Here is a 12,799-nt window from a genome sequence, read left to right as displayed (position 1 = left end):
CAACGTGCGAAACATGCTGGCAAAATACTGGCCAGCCGTAGTCAAATTTTGTCTGGAGATTGATTTAACGTGTCCAACGTCCTCAGCGCGGATGATGCTCCGCAGCCCCCAAAGGTGCTCACTACACCTCTGGAAATCTCCAGCAACCTGCGCCAGCTGCAAGAAAGCCATGATCCACTGATCATCACCTTCCACGAGCGCAGCCAGCGCTTCCAGAGCTACTTGATCAAGGTTGACCGGGAAACCGCCACGATTGCCCTGGATGAAATGATCCCGCGCGATGGCGAACGTTTTCTGCTCGCCGGCGAGCCATTCAAGGTCGAAGGTTTTCATGACGGTGTGCGCATTGCCTGGGAATGTAACGGCACGCTTAAAATCGAAGAATCCAGTGGCGATCGCTTCTACACCGGCGACCTGCCCGCCGAAGTGGTTTATCACCAGCGCCGCAATGCTTTCCGCGCCGCCCTGAAGCTGACCGACCTGGTCAGCGTCGAACTGGGTGGCGAAAAACTCAAGTCGCCTATCGGCGGCAAACTGCTGGATATCTCGGCCACCGGCTGCAAACTGCGCTTCGAAGGCGACATCACCGACCGTCTGCAACTGGGTCAGGTCTACGATCGGCTGATCGCCGCGCCGCTGTTCGGCAACCAACCAGCCTCCGTCGAATTGCGCTACCTGCACTTCGAAGAAAAACTCAACATCACCTTCGCCGGCCTGCGCTTTCACAACATCAGCGGCCCGGCGGCGCGCAACGTCGAGCGTTTCGTTTATCAACTGCAACGCGAAGCGCGTCGGTTCGATAAAGACGACCTCTGATCGGCAGGCATGAAAAAACGGGCAGTCACTGCGGTGACTGCCCGTTTTTTTATGCCTGAATCAAGGTCTGGCGGGGCTGATGTCCGGCCCCTCACCTTCGATTGTCGAATCGGTTGGTGCGACAGGTTCTGGCTCGGGTTCAGGTTCAGGCTCCGGAGCGACCGTATTCTGCATCTGCTCCTGCACCACCTGCTCATCAACCCGCGGGTCAAGCGCCGCCACCAGCGGTGAACTGGACATGCTGTCCGGCATCGCCACGTGATGCAGCGGCGCATCGTCGACCTGGTGCAGATTGGTCACGGCTTTCGGCCGGATCCGCCACACCAGCACCAACGCGAAAAAGGTGAAGAACGCGTACAGGCTCTGCGGCCCGAACAGTTTCATCAGCACGCCGGCCGCCAGCGGCCCGACACTGGCGCCCACGCCGTAAGTCACCAGCAACATCGCCGTCAGCGACACCCGACGCTCGCCTTCGACGTGGTCATTGGAGAACGCTACCGCCAGCGGGTACAGGCAAAACTGCACCAGCGAGCAGAGGAAGCCGACCACGAACAGCACCTCCAGCGGCACTTGCGGCAGGATCGCCAGCGGTAATGCAGCGACCGCCAGGAACAGCGCAAAGCAACGGATCAGCAGCGCCCGGTCATAGCGGTCGGACAACCACCCCAGCGGCCACTGCACCACGAGCCCGGCAAAAATGCAGCTCCCCATGAACAGACCGACCTGTTCGGTGGACAGCCCCTGCTGCGAGGCATACAGCGGCGCCAGGCCGTAGAACGAACCGATGATCAGCCCTGCCCCGAGCACCGTGCTCAGCGACTGTGGCACGCGCTTGATAAAGAAGCGCGGCTCCATCGGCGCCGGATGCAGCGGCGCCGGGTGAATCCGTCGGGTCAGCGCCACCGGCACCAGACACAGAGCGAAGCACAGCGCGACCAGCATCAGCAGTTCCAGACCAAGACCCGGGTGCATGACCAGAATCAGCTGACCGAGCACCAGCCCCAGATACGACGCGATCATGTAGCCGCTGAACACCAGTCCCCGCTGATTGGCGTCGGCCTGCTCGTTCAGCCAGCTCTCGATGACCATGTACTGGCACATCATGCCGAGGCCGACGATGGTCCGCAGCACCAGCCAGGCCGGCAGCCAGTCCACCAAGCCATGACCGAGCACCGCCGCGCCGACGATCCCGGCACACGCCGAGTAGGCCCGGATATGCCCGACCCGGGCAATCAGGCGGTGACCGATCTTGCCGCCCAGCACCAGACCGAAGTAGTTGGCCGCCATCAACGCACCGACCCACAACCCGTCGACATCGTCGGCAGCCAGACGCAAAGCCAGATAAGTAGAAAGAAGGCCCGAGCCGATCAACATCATCAGCGAGGCGAAATACAGCGCTCGAAAGGATTTCCAGATTTGGCGCATCGGCGTTCCGAGCGGCTCCTTGCAGTAAGTATCGGGCTATCAAACGATAGCCCGACGGCGACATTTCGTCAGGCCTGGGCTGCTAGAACACGGCGTTCCCAGGGAGTGATTTCATCAAAGAAACTGGTCAACTCCATGGTCTTCGAAGCGATGTAACCTTCGATGAACTCCGTGCCGAACAGTTCCTTTGCAAGCTGGCTGCGTTTCAGACGTTCGAGCGCCGCGTGCAAGGTACACGGCAGCGAAAGATTGTCCGGCACTTGGAACTCGCCCTGAATTGCTTCGCTTGGTTCGAGTTCATGCTCGATGCCGTACAAGCCGGCGGCCAGGCTCGCGGCAATCGCCAGGTACGGGTTGGCATCGGCCCCCGGCAAGCGGTTCTCGACCCGACGCGCGACCGGCGAACTGGCCGGAATGCGCAGGCCGGCGGCGCGGTTGTCGTGGGACCAGCAGGCGTTGTTCGGCGATGCAAACGGATGGCACAGCCGCTGATACGAATTGACGTTCGGCGCAAACAGCGCGGTGAAATCAGCCATGCCCGCCTGCTGCCCGCCAATGAAGTGGCGGAACATCGCGGTCGGCTGACCGTCGGCGTCGCTGAACACATTCTTGCCGCTGCCGATTTCGACGATGCTCTGGTGAATGTGCATCGAACTGCCCGGCGTGTGCGCCAGCGGCTTGGCCATGCACACCACGGTCAGACCGTGCTTGAGCGCGACCTCCTTGAGCAGGTGCTTGAACAGGAAGGTCTGGTCGGCCAGCAACAGCGGATCACCGTGCAGCAGGTTGATCTCGAACTGGCTGACGCCCATTTCGTGCATGAAGGTGTCGCGCGGCAGACCAAGGGCCGCCATGCATTTATAGACTTCACTGAAGAACGGCCGCAGACCGTTGTTGGAGCTGACGCTGAACGCCGAATGACCGTCCTCGCGACGGCCGTCGAGACCGACTGGCGGCTGGAACGGCTGGGTCGGGTCGGTGTTCGGCGCGAACACAAAGAATTCAAGTTCGGTCGCCACCACCGGCGCCAGACCGAGGGCTGCGTAGCGGGCAATGACCTTCTTGAGCTGACCACGGGTCGACAGGTTGGAGCTTTCGCCGGTCAGTTCGTCGGCATCACAGATGGCCAGAGCGCGCGGTTCCTGGCTCCATGGCAAAGGATGGATCTGCGCAGGATCGGCCACCAGCGCCAGATCGCCGTCATCGCTGCCATAGAATTTCGCGGCGGGATAACCGCCCATGATGCATTGCAGCAGCACCCCCCGGGCCAGCTGCAAACGCCGCCCTTCGAGGAAGCCCTCGGCGGTCATTACCTTGCCCCGTGGCACGCCGTTCAAATCCGGCGTGACACATTCAATCTCATCAATGCCCGTCAATCGCTGCGCGAGTGAACGCTGGCCATCGGTTGTCATGACGCAATCCTTGTTATTGTGCGAGCCGCGAGCGGCGACCCGGACAAAATAGGCTTCGGCTGTTCGGAATATCAAGCAGCAGCCAACAAAAAGAATGCCGGTCGATGAATCCGTGATTCAGGGCAGGTAAATACTGAACACACCACCGCCCAACGGGCCGCCATTGCGGATTTCGGTACGTCCGCCTACACCGTTGCGCTGATGCAGCGCAGCGATGCGCCCGGCGAAGTACAGACCAAGGCCAGTGCTGCCACTGCTGTGGTTGATGCCCTGCACATAATCGGACTGGCGCTCAAGCATTTGGGCCGGGTAACCGTCGCCGTCGTCATTGATGCTCAGCACCAATTGCCCGGCTTCGTCGCTGACGGTGATCAGCAGCGATTCACGGGCGTAGCGGATCGCGTTGTTGATGCAGTTGCCCAGCACCGAGGCGATCAGCTCACGATCGAAGAAGCCCAGCGGACTGAGCGGATCGACTTCGTAAGTGGCGATGATGCCACGGCTGGCGAACACGTCCTGATGCGCCGCCAGTTGCGCCTCGATGAAGTCATCCAGCTCGTGATAGGCCGGCTGCAACGGCATCTGATTGACCCCGAGCTTGTACAGCCCGAGCAACTGCACCAGCATGCCGTTGAGATGGGCGAACTCGAAGTCGATCACGCCCTGCTCCGGCCCCTGGCGCTGCGCTTCGGGCAAGCGCGCCAGCCATTGGCTGTGGGCCTGCATCAGCATCGCCAGAGAGTTCTTCATGTCGTGCACGGTGGAGGCGATCACCGTGGAAAAATCCAGTGCCTGCTCGTCTTGGTTCATTCGCCAAACGCCTTGCTTTTCAGCTTCTGATAACGCGGATAACGCGCGTCGGTATCGGGCATCATGCCCACCAGTTTCAGGCAGGCCCGGCATTCTTCCAGCTCCGCCGACGGCACATTGGTGTCGGTGCCGTGCAGCAGCGACTGGGCCATGTTCAGCGCAATACTGATGTTCTTTGGTTGCATCTTCAGCGCCTTGCGGAACACCTCGCGGGCCTCCACCAGGTTGCCGGTCTTGTACACGCGCACGCCCTGCCGGTTGAGGTCGGCGGCGGCGTTACTGGAGCTGAGAATAGTCGGGTCATCGGTGAGCTTGGCGATGTCTTTCATCACCGTCGGGTCATCGCCGTAGATTTCCGCACAGCTCTTGAGCATCGACGTGCCCGCCTCGGCCTGGCCGAGCATCTGCAATTGCTTGGCGACCAGCAACGCGGCCTCGGGGCTCATGAACTGCTCCATGCCGTCCAGGCGCATCAGCGCTTGTTCGGTGAGCTTTTCGGCGGTCTCGGCATCGTTGAGCAACAGACTTGTAGCCTTCATCAGACGCGCGCGAATCTGCAGGCCCGGATCGGTCGGGTTTTCCTTCGCCACCGCACTCAGTGTGGTGTTGATCTCCAGCCGCGTACGGGTATCGAGCCCGCGCTCGCTGCCCTTGCTGATCAGCGCGTGGGCTAGGCCCAGATTGCTTTCCGGATCCTTGAACCGCGATTGCGCGCCCTGATTCACCGCCTGGCGATAAGCCCGGGAAGCAGTGTCGAAATCTTCGTTGGCCATCGCCAGCTTGCCCAGCAACGCCTGACGGCGCACGGCCAGCGGCGACAGGCGAATCGCTTCCTCCAGCACCTGCTGCGCGCCTTTGGTGTCGCCTTCGGCGACCAGCACATCAGCCATGCCGTCATACAGCGCCGGCATCATCGGGAAGACTTTCAGGGCTTTTTCGTACACGCCCTTGGCCTGACTGACCTGACCGCGCTTGAACAGCAACTTGCCCAAGCCGGCAAACGCCCACGGCAACGGCCGGTCGGCGATGATGCTGTCGTAAAGGCGCTCGAGCGCTTCGTTCTGGTTCATGTCGCGCAACGCATCGGCGCGATAGCGCAGGCACAGCGGCGAATAACGGATGTCCTGCTTGCACAGGGCGATGCAGGCGTTGAGCACTTCCACCGGCTTGCCGCGGTCGAGGGCTTGCAGAATCGGCTTGAGCAGGGTCTTGCGCTGCTCCAGACGCTCCAGGCGCTGAGCCAGGCCAGAGCGGTTAAACGGCTTGGTCAGGTACGCGTCCGGCTCGTGCTCCAGGGCACTGAGTACCATCGCCTGACTGGTTTCGGCCGTGACCATCACGAACACCGCTTCGTGGCTGATCAGCTTCTCCATCATCAGGTCTTCCAGCACCTGCTGACCGTTCTTCTTGCCGTCACCGAGGTGGAAGTCCTGGAGGATGAAATCGTAAGACTTCTGCGCACACATTTTCAGCGCCTGCTCACCGGTGTCGGCGGTGTCCACATCCTTGACGCCCAACTCGCGCAACATCGAACGCACGGAACTGCGGAAATCCGAGAAATCATCGACGATCAGAAAACTCTTTTGGTGATACGACAGCATCGAGGATTTCCAGGCAATTGAAGAAGATGGACCATTTCCAGGCGCGCAGATGATAGCCGCCGGCCAAATGCTATCAAGCGATTTCGCGCGACTCTGTAGTCACCGAACGGGTTATCGGCCGGATCAGCGGTTCTCTTGAAGCCGGGGTTCAAGATTCGTTGCGCAGGGATTAACCTGCGCGGCGGTTCTCACCTTCCAACGGCAAAGGATTCATCGTGTACATCAAGGGACGCTACATCGTGTCGGCCTGTGCGCTGCTGTTTTTTCAGCAGGCACTGGCGAGCGCAATGGACTGCACAAAGGCGGCGAGTGCTGTGGAGAAGGCGATTTGCGCGGACAAGCCGCTATATGAGCTGGATGCGCAGATGGGGGCGGCTTACCGGAAATTGATGAAGGCTGCACCGGTGCAGGCCGAAGTGAAAAAGGCCCAGCGCCAGTGGCTGAAGGAGCGTGATCAGTGTGTCGAGGACGTCACCTGCCTGAAGCAGCGTTATCAGGATCGTTTGCAGGTCTTGCACGCAGAGTGGATCGAGGCTGTCGCTTACAAACCGGACGACATTGATAAGCAGGTCATGAAGGATTTGCAGCAGCGGGTTCGGGAGATGAGCAAGGAGAATCCAGAGTTTGCGCTGGAGCGGGCACTGGATTCACTGACCGTCGACGAGACTGGCACCTCATTTTCAGCCGAGCTGGATGGAGATGAACAACCACTCTTCCCTACGACCATTCCCAAAGATGTCACTCAAGACGAGTGGAAAGCACTGCTGGCCTCCGGTATCAAGGGAGCCGCAGAGTCGGGTCAAACCTCGTACACCCTGATGGATCTGGATGGTGACGGCCAACGCGACCTCATCGTGGAAACCTACGCTGGCGGCACCGGGATGTTTCATTACACGGAAACCTGGCGTCGGGCCGACGGCAGATTTATCAGGAGAACGGCTGAGATTGCCCCTCAGACCAGTAACGACAGCGTCCTTTTCTATACCAATGACCGCGGTGCCAATCAGGCCGTGTACCTGATCGGCACTCGCGGAAAAATCTACTTCGCCTACCGAAACGGCAGCTACGGCGAAGATCAGGTCTACCTGCTCAATCCCCTGAAAATCAACCGGCAGGTGCCGACGGTCAGCGTGCACTATGGCTACCAATTGACCGTTCCACACACTCAGTACATCGAGGACAGCGATAAAGCCTACGAACTGGAACCGCCCCTGCAGAAAACACTCGTCAAAGCTGTGACCGGTTTGAACGCAAATGCGGGGATGACGGGACAGCAGAGAAAGCCACTCTGCCCCATCCCCCAATCTGCCAAGGACATCGAGGAGTACTACGGCTACGGTGCGAGCTACTACGCGATCGAACCTGTCGCCGATTTCCCCGTGATCATTGGTGATGATTGTTATATCGCCAGACTGATCAACTGGTTCGGTAGCTACGATAAAACGAATGGGCTCTTCGCCAAACTGACAATGCGCAAGCCAGAGGCCGAGGACCAGGAGCGCGGATATTCGGTCAACGGGCGTCGGCATATTACCCAGGTCAGCACGTCAATTGGCAAAGCCGAAGGTGGCGCCGAGACGCTCTAGACCGTTATCAAACGCAGCAAAAAGCCCCGCCAGATCAATCTGCGCGGGGCTTTTTCAATAGATGGTGTCCCAGGGCAGGTTCGAACTGCCAACCTTCCCCTTAGGAGGGGGATGCTCTATCCAATTGAGCTACTGGGACACAGGACTGTCGGTGCGACAGACGGCGTGCATGTTAACGGCAGGGCCCTGTTTTGTCATGTCGTCCGCAGGGCTTTTTAAGTGTAGGCAGGCGCCCTGCAAGAGTGCCGGACGTTTTACCGTGCAATTTGCACCATCGCGAAAAAGCCATCATTGCAGAATGCAATGCCCCCTCTTCGAAAAGCCATTCTAAATGCTTGTTTTTAAAGGACTTAACAGCGGTTAGACTATTGGCACGACGGCTGCTTTATCGGTTCTTATACAAGAACAATCGGAGACTCGTCTCATGAACAGCGCCCTCGTGTTCGCAAACGCAATCGCACTGGCCGCCCTGGTGGGCTTTCACTTCGTCCCCGAGGACAACGAGAGAGTGGCCGCGCGCATGCCGCATTACCTGCAAGTGCAGAAGGCGCCGCAATGGGCGGTGTTGAGCGACCAGAGCTTCGCCCCGCAAGCGGTCAGCGAGCCTGAACAAGCGTTGCCGGCGAATTCGACTGAACGTCTGGTTTTTTGAAATATCTTCAGGAGTACAGCATGTCCAAGTCAGCTGCAGGATTTCTGATCCTCGCCTTATTGAGTGGCCTCGGGCATTTCTCGCTGTTCGAGGAAACCGAAATATCCCTGCCCCTGATCGGGTGCGGCGTGTTTTCGGTGATGTTCGTGTTGGCGCTGGTGGCGGGGCGCAAGATCAAGTTTGATCCGGTATTGCGCTGAACCTGACCAGCTCCAGCAGATGATTGACCGCATCCGCGAGGTCACCCGAATTATCGATCAGATGCACAGGGCTGTCAGTTGAACGCCTGTCCTTGAAGAGCGCGTTGCGGGCCAGCCTCGCATCGACCTGCTCACGCGTCTCCCGGCCACGCCGGAGCAGGCGCTCACGCAAGACGTTATCTCGCACCGTCAGCAACACCGGCACCAGGGTCGGGTAGCTTTCCAGCGCTTGCCTCAGGTTCGCCCGAGAGCCGTTCACCAGGACGTGTCTACCGGCTTTCAACCATTGATCCATTTCCACCGGAATCCCGTAGGCGAGACCGTTGGCCTCCCACGCCAGCGAAAACTCTCCTGCGCGCTGACGCTGCTCGAACTCCTGCGGCGTCACACCGATCGCATCCTCGCCCACGGATTCGGCCGAACGGGTAATGACCCGGCGCATGACTTCGCAGTTCAGCGCCCGCAAGGGTTCACGCGCAGCCTCGATGAGGCTGTCCTTGCCGGAGCCAGAAGGTCCCATGAGGTAAATCAGCCTGCCATCCATCCTGAAAACGCCCTCCGGCAGGCATTTGCCCCTAGTAAATCGGCCATTTGCCACTATCCTGTACAAGGTAAGGAACAACGATTCAACCCGCATAGCATGCACGTTCAGGAGTCTTCGGGCATCAGTCGACGTGCTTCAGGACGCGGTCAGCGATACGGGCCGATGCTTTCTTTTCAAACCAGTCCGCATTTCTGATAATTGGTGCTGGCATTACGCCTTTACCCGGATCAATATTTGTCACAGAATTGACGCCAATGATCTGGCAATTTTGAGGCATGATGCGCGCCTCTTAACAATTCAGGTTGAACCATTTGGCGCGGATGCTTGTCCTAGAACACATCCTGCGGCCAATCCCGAGAACCGCTCCCCTGAACTAACCGGTTAAATATATGCGCCCATTGAAACAGGCAATTTATTCCAGCCGTACGGCTGACAAGTTCGTCGTACGTCTGCCAGACGGAATGCGTGAACGCATTGCCGAGGTGGCTCGCAATCATCATCGCAGCATGAACTCCGAGATCATTGCGCGCCTTGAGCAGAGTCTTATTCAGGAAGGTGCACTGGGCGAAGAGCTGAGCATGCGCCTGGACAGCCCCGAGCTGTCGCTGCACGAACGCGAACTGCTGCAACGCTTCCGCCAGCTCTCCCATCGCCAACAGAACGCGCTGGTTTCTCTGATCGCCCACGACGCCGAAATGGCCGCAGACGCATCCTGAGCCAAACCGAACACCTCAAGCCAGCATGAATGCTGGCTTTTTTTTGCCCGCAATTCGGGTTTGCCAAGGATGAAAACAGCCCGCCAATCGGCGGGCTGTTTCAATGCTGTCGGTCAGAGCAGGAAGATCGTCGCCAACCCCAGGAAGATAAAGAAGCCACCACTGTCGGTCATGGCTGTAATCATCACGCTGGCGCCCATCGCCGGGTCGCGCCCCATCTTCGCCAGGGTCATCGGGATCAACACTCCCATCAACGCTGCCAGCAGCAGGTTCAACGTCATGGCGGCGGTCATGACCACGCCCAGCGACCAGCTGCCATAGAGCAAGTAAGCGACCACCCCGATCACCCCGCCCCAGACCAGGCCATTGATCAACGCGACGGCCAGCTCTTTGCGCATCAAGCGCGAGGTATTGCCGGTGCTGACCTGGTCGAGCGCCATGGCGCGAACGATCATGGTGATCGTCTGATTGCCGGAGTTGCCACCGATGCCCGCCACGATCGGCATCAGCGCCGCCAGGGCCACCAGCTTCTCGATCGAACCTTCGAACAGGCCGATCACCCGCGATGCGACGAACGCCGTGATCAGATTGATCGCCAGCCACGCCCAGCGGTTGCGCAGGGATTTCCAGACCGAAGCGAAAATGTCTTCCTCTTCACGCAGACCCGCCATGTTGAGGACTTCGCTTTCGCTCTCCTCACGAATCAGGTCGACCATTTCGTCGATGGTCAGACGGCCGATCAGCTTGCCGTTCTTGTCGACCACCGGGGCAGAGATCAAGTCGTAACGTTCGAAGGCCTGAGCGGCGTCGTAGGCGTCTTCGTCCGGGTGAAAACTCACCGGGTCACTGGCCATGACTTCGGAAACCTGCTTCTCCGGATCATTGACCAACAAACGCTTGATCGGCAGCACGCCCTTGAGCACGCCGTCGTAGTCGACCACGAACAGTTTATCGGTATGGCCCGGCAGCTCTTTGAGACGGCGCAGGTAACGCAGAACCACTTCAAGACTGACATCCTCACGGATGGTCACCATCTCGAAGTCCATCAGCGCACCGACCTGCTCCTCGTCATAGGAGAGCGCTGATCGCACACGCTCGCGTTGCTGCTGATCCAGGGTCTCCATCAGCTCATGGACGACGTCTCGCGGCAGCTCGGAGGCCAGGTCAGCAAGTTCGTCGGCATCCATGTCCTTGGCCGCAGCCAGGAGCTCGTGATCGTCCATGTCGGCGATCAGCGTTTCACGGACGGAATCGGATACTTCGAGAAGAATGTCGCCGTCGCGATCAGCCTTGACCAGTTGCCAGAGCGTCAGACGATCATCCAGCGGCAGGGCTTCAAGAATATAGGCGACGTCGGCGGAGTGCAGATCATCGAGCTTGCGCTGCAACTCGACGAGATTTTGCCGGTGGACCAGGCTCTCGACCCGGTCATGATGCGGGCCTTCCTGGCGATGAGTCAGGTCTTCGACAACCCGCTGGCGCTGCAGCAACTCGACGACCTGAGCCAGGCGATCCTGCAGGCTTTCCTGTGTTTTCTTTACTTCGATTTCGGACATAGGCGAACTCCACTCCCAGCAGCGGGGCACGCCGGAAGGATCAATCAGTCAATTCATGATTGGTGAAACGGGTTACTGAATAACTACTGGGTAAGTCCATGGAGGTTTTCCATAAGCCCCGGCGGGGCTGACGGGCGCAATGATACACCGCCTGACGGTTTTAAACGTTAAAAAATCGTGGCTGAAACAAGCGCTTGCGAGACAAAGCTGAGCGCCGTCCTGATCCTTCACACTGCGACGACTCATCCTGAAAAGAAAACACACCGACGGTGAAAAAACTGCCGACTACGCTTCAGGATGACCGTCACGGAGGACGCCGAATGCCATCGAACACATCCCGATTCATGCTGACCACCCTGCTCTGCCTGCCCACCATCGTGGGTGCAACGACACTTCATCGCTGCGAAGCTTCTGATGGCAGCGTCACGTTCACGACCCTGAGCTGCGCGAACGATGAACACCTTTCATTGCAGGAAGTACGCCCCTATTTACCCGGCTCGACCGTCGCACTGATACCCGAAGCCCGGCACGAAGAAATATCCGGTATGAATATCAGAAAGCGAGAAATGGCTGTGGTCGGGCGCACCCAGGACAAATGCGGAAACTTGATCGACGCACGACAGAAGCGCGAGGCAATCATCAATCAGCGAATCATCGCCGGCATGAGCCAACAAGATGTTGAAAGCGCTTTGGGCAAACCCGACAAGGTGAGCATCCGCAATTCGGCAACCAGTTATCGTTACGACCTCAAGCGAGGGCGCAGTGCTCAAATCGATTTTGATGAGAAAGGATGCGTGACAGGAAAAGCCAAATCCCGGACAGCAAAAAGCCCGCGTTAAACGCGGGCTTTTCGGTATATGGTGCACTCGACAGGATTCGAACCTGTGACCGCTCGGTTCGTAGCCGAGTACTCTATCCAGCTGAGCTACGAGTGCATTTGTTGCGCCGCATTATAGCCCGTCTAATCTCTATTCCAACCACTTTTTCTAATAAATTCAACAACTTATAGAAAAAGCCAGATTACAACGCACTAAGCAAATAATGGCGGAGAACGGGGGATTCGAACCCCCGACACCCTTTTGAGGTGTACTCCCTTAGCAGGGGAGCGCCTTCGGCCACTCGGCCAGCTCTCCGCAACACGGGGCGTATATTAACCACCTTCTTCCCCGTTTGCAAACATAAAAATCGATAAAAATTAATGGCTTGGTTCTTCGTCCTTCTCTTTCTTTATACGCAGATAGATTTCTTCACGGTGCACGGCCACCTCTTTCGGGGCGTTGACGCCGATACGCACTTGATTTCCTTTGACGCCGAGCACGGTCACAGTGATTTCGCCATCACCGATAATCAGGCTTTCTGCGCACCGACGAGTCAGAATCAGCATACCTTTCTCCTCACGCGAATCATTTCAGGGACAACAGTCTGCAAAAAAAAGGCACCCGACCTACAACCGGAGCGATCGTAGCCCTACATGCCTGAGT

The 12,799-nt window shown here is 58.5% G+C and carries 13 protein-coding genes and 3 tRNA genes; 6 read left to right on the top strand and 10 right to left on the bottom strand.

Going from position 1 to position 12,799, the window contains the following annotated elements; translation table 11 throughout:
- Window positions 1–69: 69 nt before the first annotated feature.
- Window positions 70–816, top strand: coding sequence for a flagellar brake protein (locus tag ACKJSM_RS02225; protein WP_236177888.1), 747 nt, complete (start codon window positions 70–72; stop codon window positions 814–816).
- A 60-nt stretch (window positions 817–876) separates the two neighbouring features.
- On the opposite strand, the gene ACKJSM_RS02220 is transcribed toward ACKJSM_RS02225, so the two are convergent.
- The 4 genes from ACKJSM_RS02220 to ACKJSM_RS02205 all read right to left on the bottom strand — a co-directional run bounded on the left by ACKJSM_RS02220 (window position 877) and on the right by ACKJSM_RS02205 (window position 6,064).
- The gene (locus ACKJSM_RS02220; RefSeq protein ID WP_410236524.1) at window positions 877–2,241 is read right to left on the bottom strand and encodes an MFS transporter; all 1,365 of its coding nucleotides are present in this window, start codon (window positions 2,239–2,241) and stop codon (window positions 877–879) included.
- A gap of 68 nt (window positions 2,242–2,309) precedes the next feature.
- Window positions 2,310–3,551, bottom strand: a complete 1,242-nt coding sequence (locus ACKJSM_RS02215; protein WP_236178105.1) for a glutamine synthetase family protein — start codon at window positions 3,549–3,551, stop codon at window positions 2,310–2,312.
- Window positions 3,552–3,770: 219 nt separating this feature from the next.
- Complete coding sequence (locus ACKJSM_RS02210) at window positions 3,771–4,463, bottom strand: sensor histidine kinase (RefSeq protein WP_236177886.1); 693 nt, start codon at window positions 4,461–4,463, stop codon at window positions 3,771–3,773.
- Window positions 4,460–6,064, bottom strand: coding sequence for a tetratricopeptide repeat-containing response regulator (locus tag ACKJSM_RS02205; RefSeq protein WP_085745116.1), 1,605 nt, complete (start codon window positions 6,062–6,064; stop codon window positions 4,460–4,462). Before ACKJSM_RS02205 ends, ACKJSM_RS02210 begins: the two co-directional genes overlap by 4 nt.
- A 215-nt stretch (window positions 6,065–6,279) precedes the next feature.
- On the opposite strand from ACKJSM_RS02205, the gene ACKJSM_RS02200 reads away from it, so the two are divergent.
- Window positions 6,280–7,650, top strand: a complete 1,371-nt coding sequence (locus ACKJSM_RS02200; protein ID WP_410236523.1) for a lysozyme inhibitor LprI family protein — start codon at window positions 6,280–6,282, stop codon at window positions 7,648–7,650.
- A 62-nt stretch (window positions 7,651–7,712) separates the two neighbouring features.
- Here ACKJSM_RS02200 and ACKJSM_RS02195 read toward each other — a convergent pair.
- Window positions 7,713–7,789, bottom strand: a tRNA-Arg gene (locus ACKJSM_RS02195).
- A 285-nt stretch (window positions 7,790–8,074) separates the two neighbouring features.
- Between ACKJSM_RS02195 and ACKJSM_RS02190 the strand changes: the two genes are divergently transcribed.
- Both ACKJSM_RS02190 and ACKJSM_RS02185 read left to right on the top strand, forming a co-directional pair.
- Window positions 8,075–8,302, top strand: a complete 228-nt coding sequence (locus ACKJSM_RS02190) for a hypothetical protein (protein ID WP_410236522.1) — start codon at window positions 8,075–8,077, stop codon at window positions 8,300–8,302.
- A 20-nt stretch (window positions 8,303–8,322) separates the two neighbouring features.
- On the top strand, window positions 8,323–8,502 hold the full coding sequence (locus tag ACKJSM_RS02185; protein ID WP_339487460.1) for a PA3371 family protein: 180 nt from the start codon (window positions 8,323–8,325) through the stop codon (window positions 8,500–8,502).
- On the opposite strand, the gene phnN is transcribed toward ACKJSM_RS02185, so the two are convergent.
- On the bottom strand, window positions 8,477–9,046 hold the full coding sequence (gene phnN / locus ACKJSM_RS02180) for a phosphonate metabolism protein/1,5-bisphosphokinase (PRPP-forming) PhnN (protein ID WP_339487462.1): 570 nt from the start codon (window positions 9,044–9,046) through the stop codon (window positions 8,477–8,479). The genes ACKJSM_RS02185 and phnN overlap by 26 nt on opposite strands.
- A gap of 389 nt (window positions 9,047–9,435) precedes the next feature.
- Here phnN and ACKJSM_RS02175 point away from each other — a divergent pair, with 389 nt between their 5' ends.
- Entirely contained in the window at window positions 9,436–9,762 is a 327-nt protein-coding gene (locus tag ACKJSM_RS02175; protein ID WP_003178899.1) for an Arc family DNA-binding protein, read from the top strand.
- A 113-nt stretch (window positions 9,763–9,875) separates the two neighbouring features.
- On the opposite strand, the gene mgtE is transcribed toward ACKJSM_RS02175, so the two are convergent.
- A complete protein-coding gene (mgtE, locus tag ACKJSM_RS02170) occupies window positions 9,876–11,318 on the bottom strand; it encodes a magnesium transporter (RefSeq protein WP_134023773.1) in 1,443 nt (480 codons plus the stop codon).
- 320 nt (window positions 11,319–11,638) lie between these two features.
- On the opposite strand from mgtE, the gene ACKJSM_RS02165 reads away from it, so the two are divergent.
- Complete coding sequence (locus tag ACKJSM_RS02165; RefSeq protein ID WP_410236521.1) at window positions 11,639–12,157, top strand: cell envelope protein SmpA; 519 nt, start codon at window positions 11,639–11,641, stop codon at window positions 12,155–12,157.
- Between the two features lie 19 nt (window positions 12,158–12,176).
- Here ACKJSM_RS02165 and ACKJSM_RS02160 read toward each other — a convergent pair.
- The 3 genes from ACKJSM_RS02160 to csrA form a co-directional block, all read right to left on the bottom strand.
- Window positions 12,177–12,253, bottom strand: a tRNA-Arg gene (locus ACKJSM_RS02160).
- 107 nt (window positions 12,254–12,360) lie between these two features.
- A tRNA-Ser gene (locus tag ACKJSM_RS02155) sits at window positions 12,361–12,451 on the bottom strand.
- A 62-nt stretch (window positions 12,452–12,513) separates the two neighbouring features.
- On the bottom strand, window positions 12,514–12,702 hold the full coding sequence (csrA, locus tag ACKJSM_RS02150) for a carbon storage regulator CsrA (protein ID WP_002554426.1): 189 nt from the start codon (window positions 12,700–12,702) through the stop codon (window positions 12,514–12,516).
- Window positions 12,703–12,799 lie beyond the last annotated feature (97 nt).

Origin of the sequence: Pseudomonas sp. PHC1, assembly GCF_046487845.1 — a bacterium.
Lineage (GTDB): Bacteria > Pseudomonadota > Gammaproteobacteria > Pseudomonadales > Pseudomonadaceae > Aquipseudomonas > Aquipseudomonas sputi.
The sequence above is the reverse complement of the archived record's forward strand: the minus strand, read 5'-3'. Positions and strand labels throughout refer to the sequence as shown.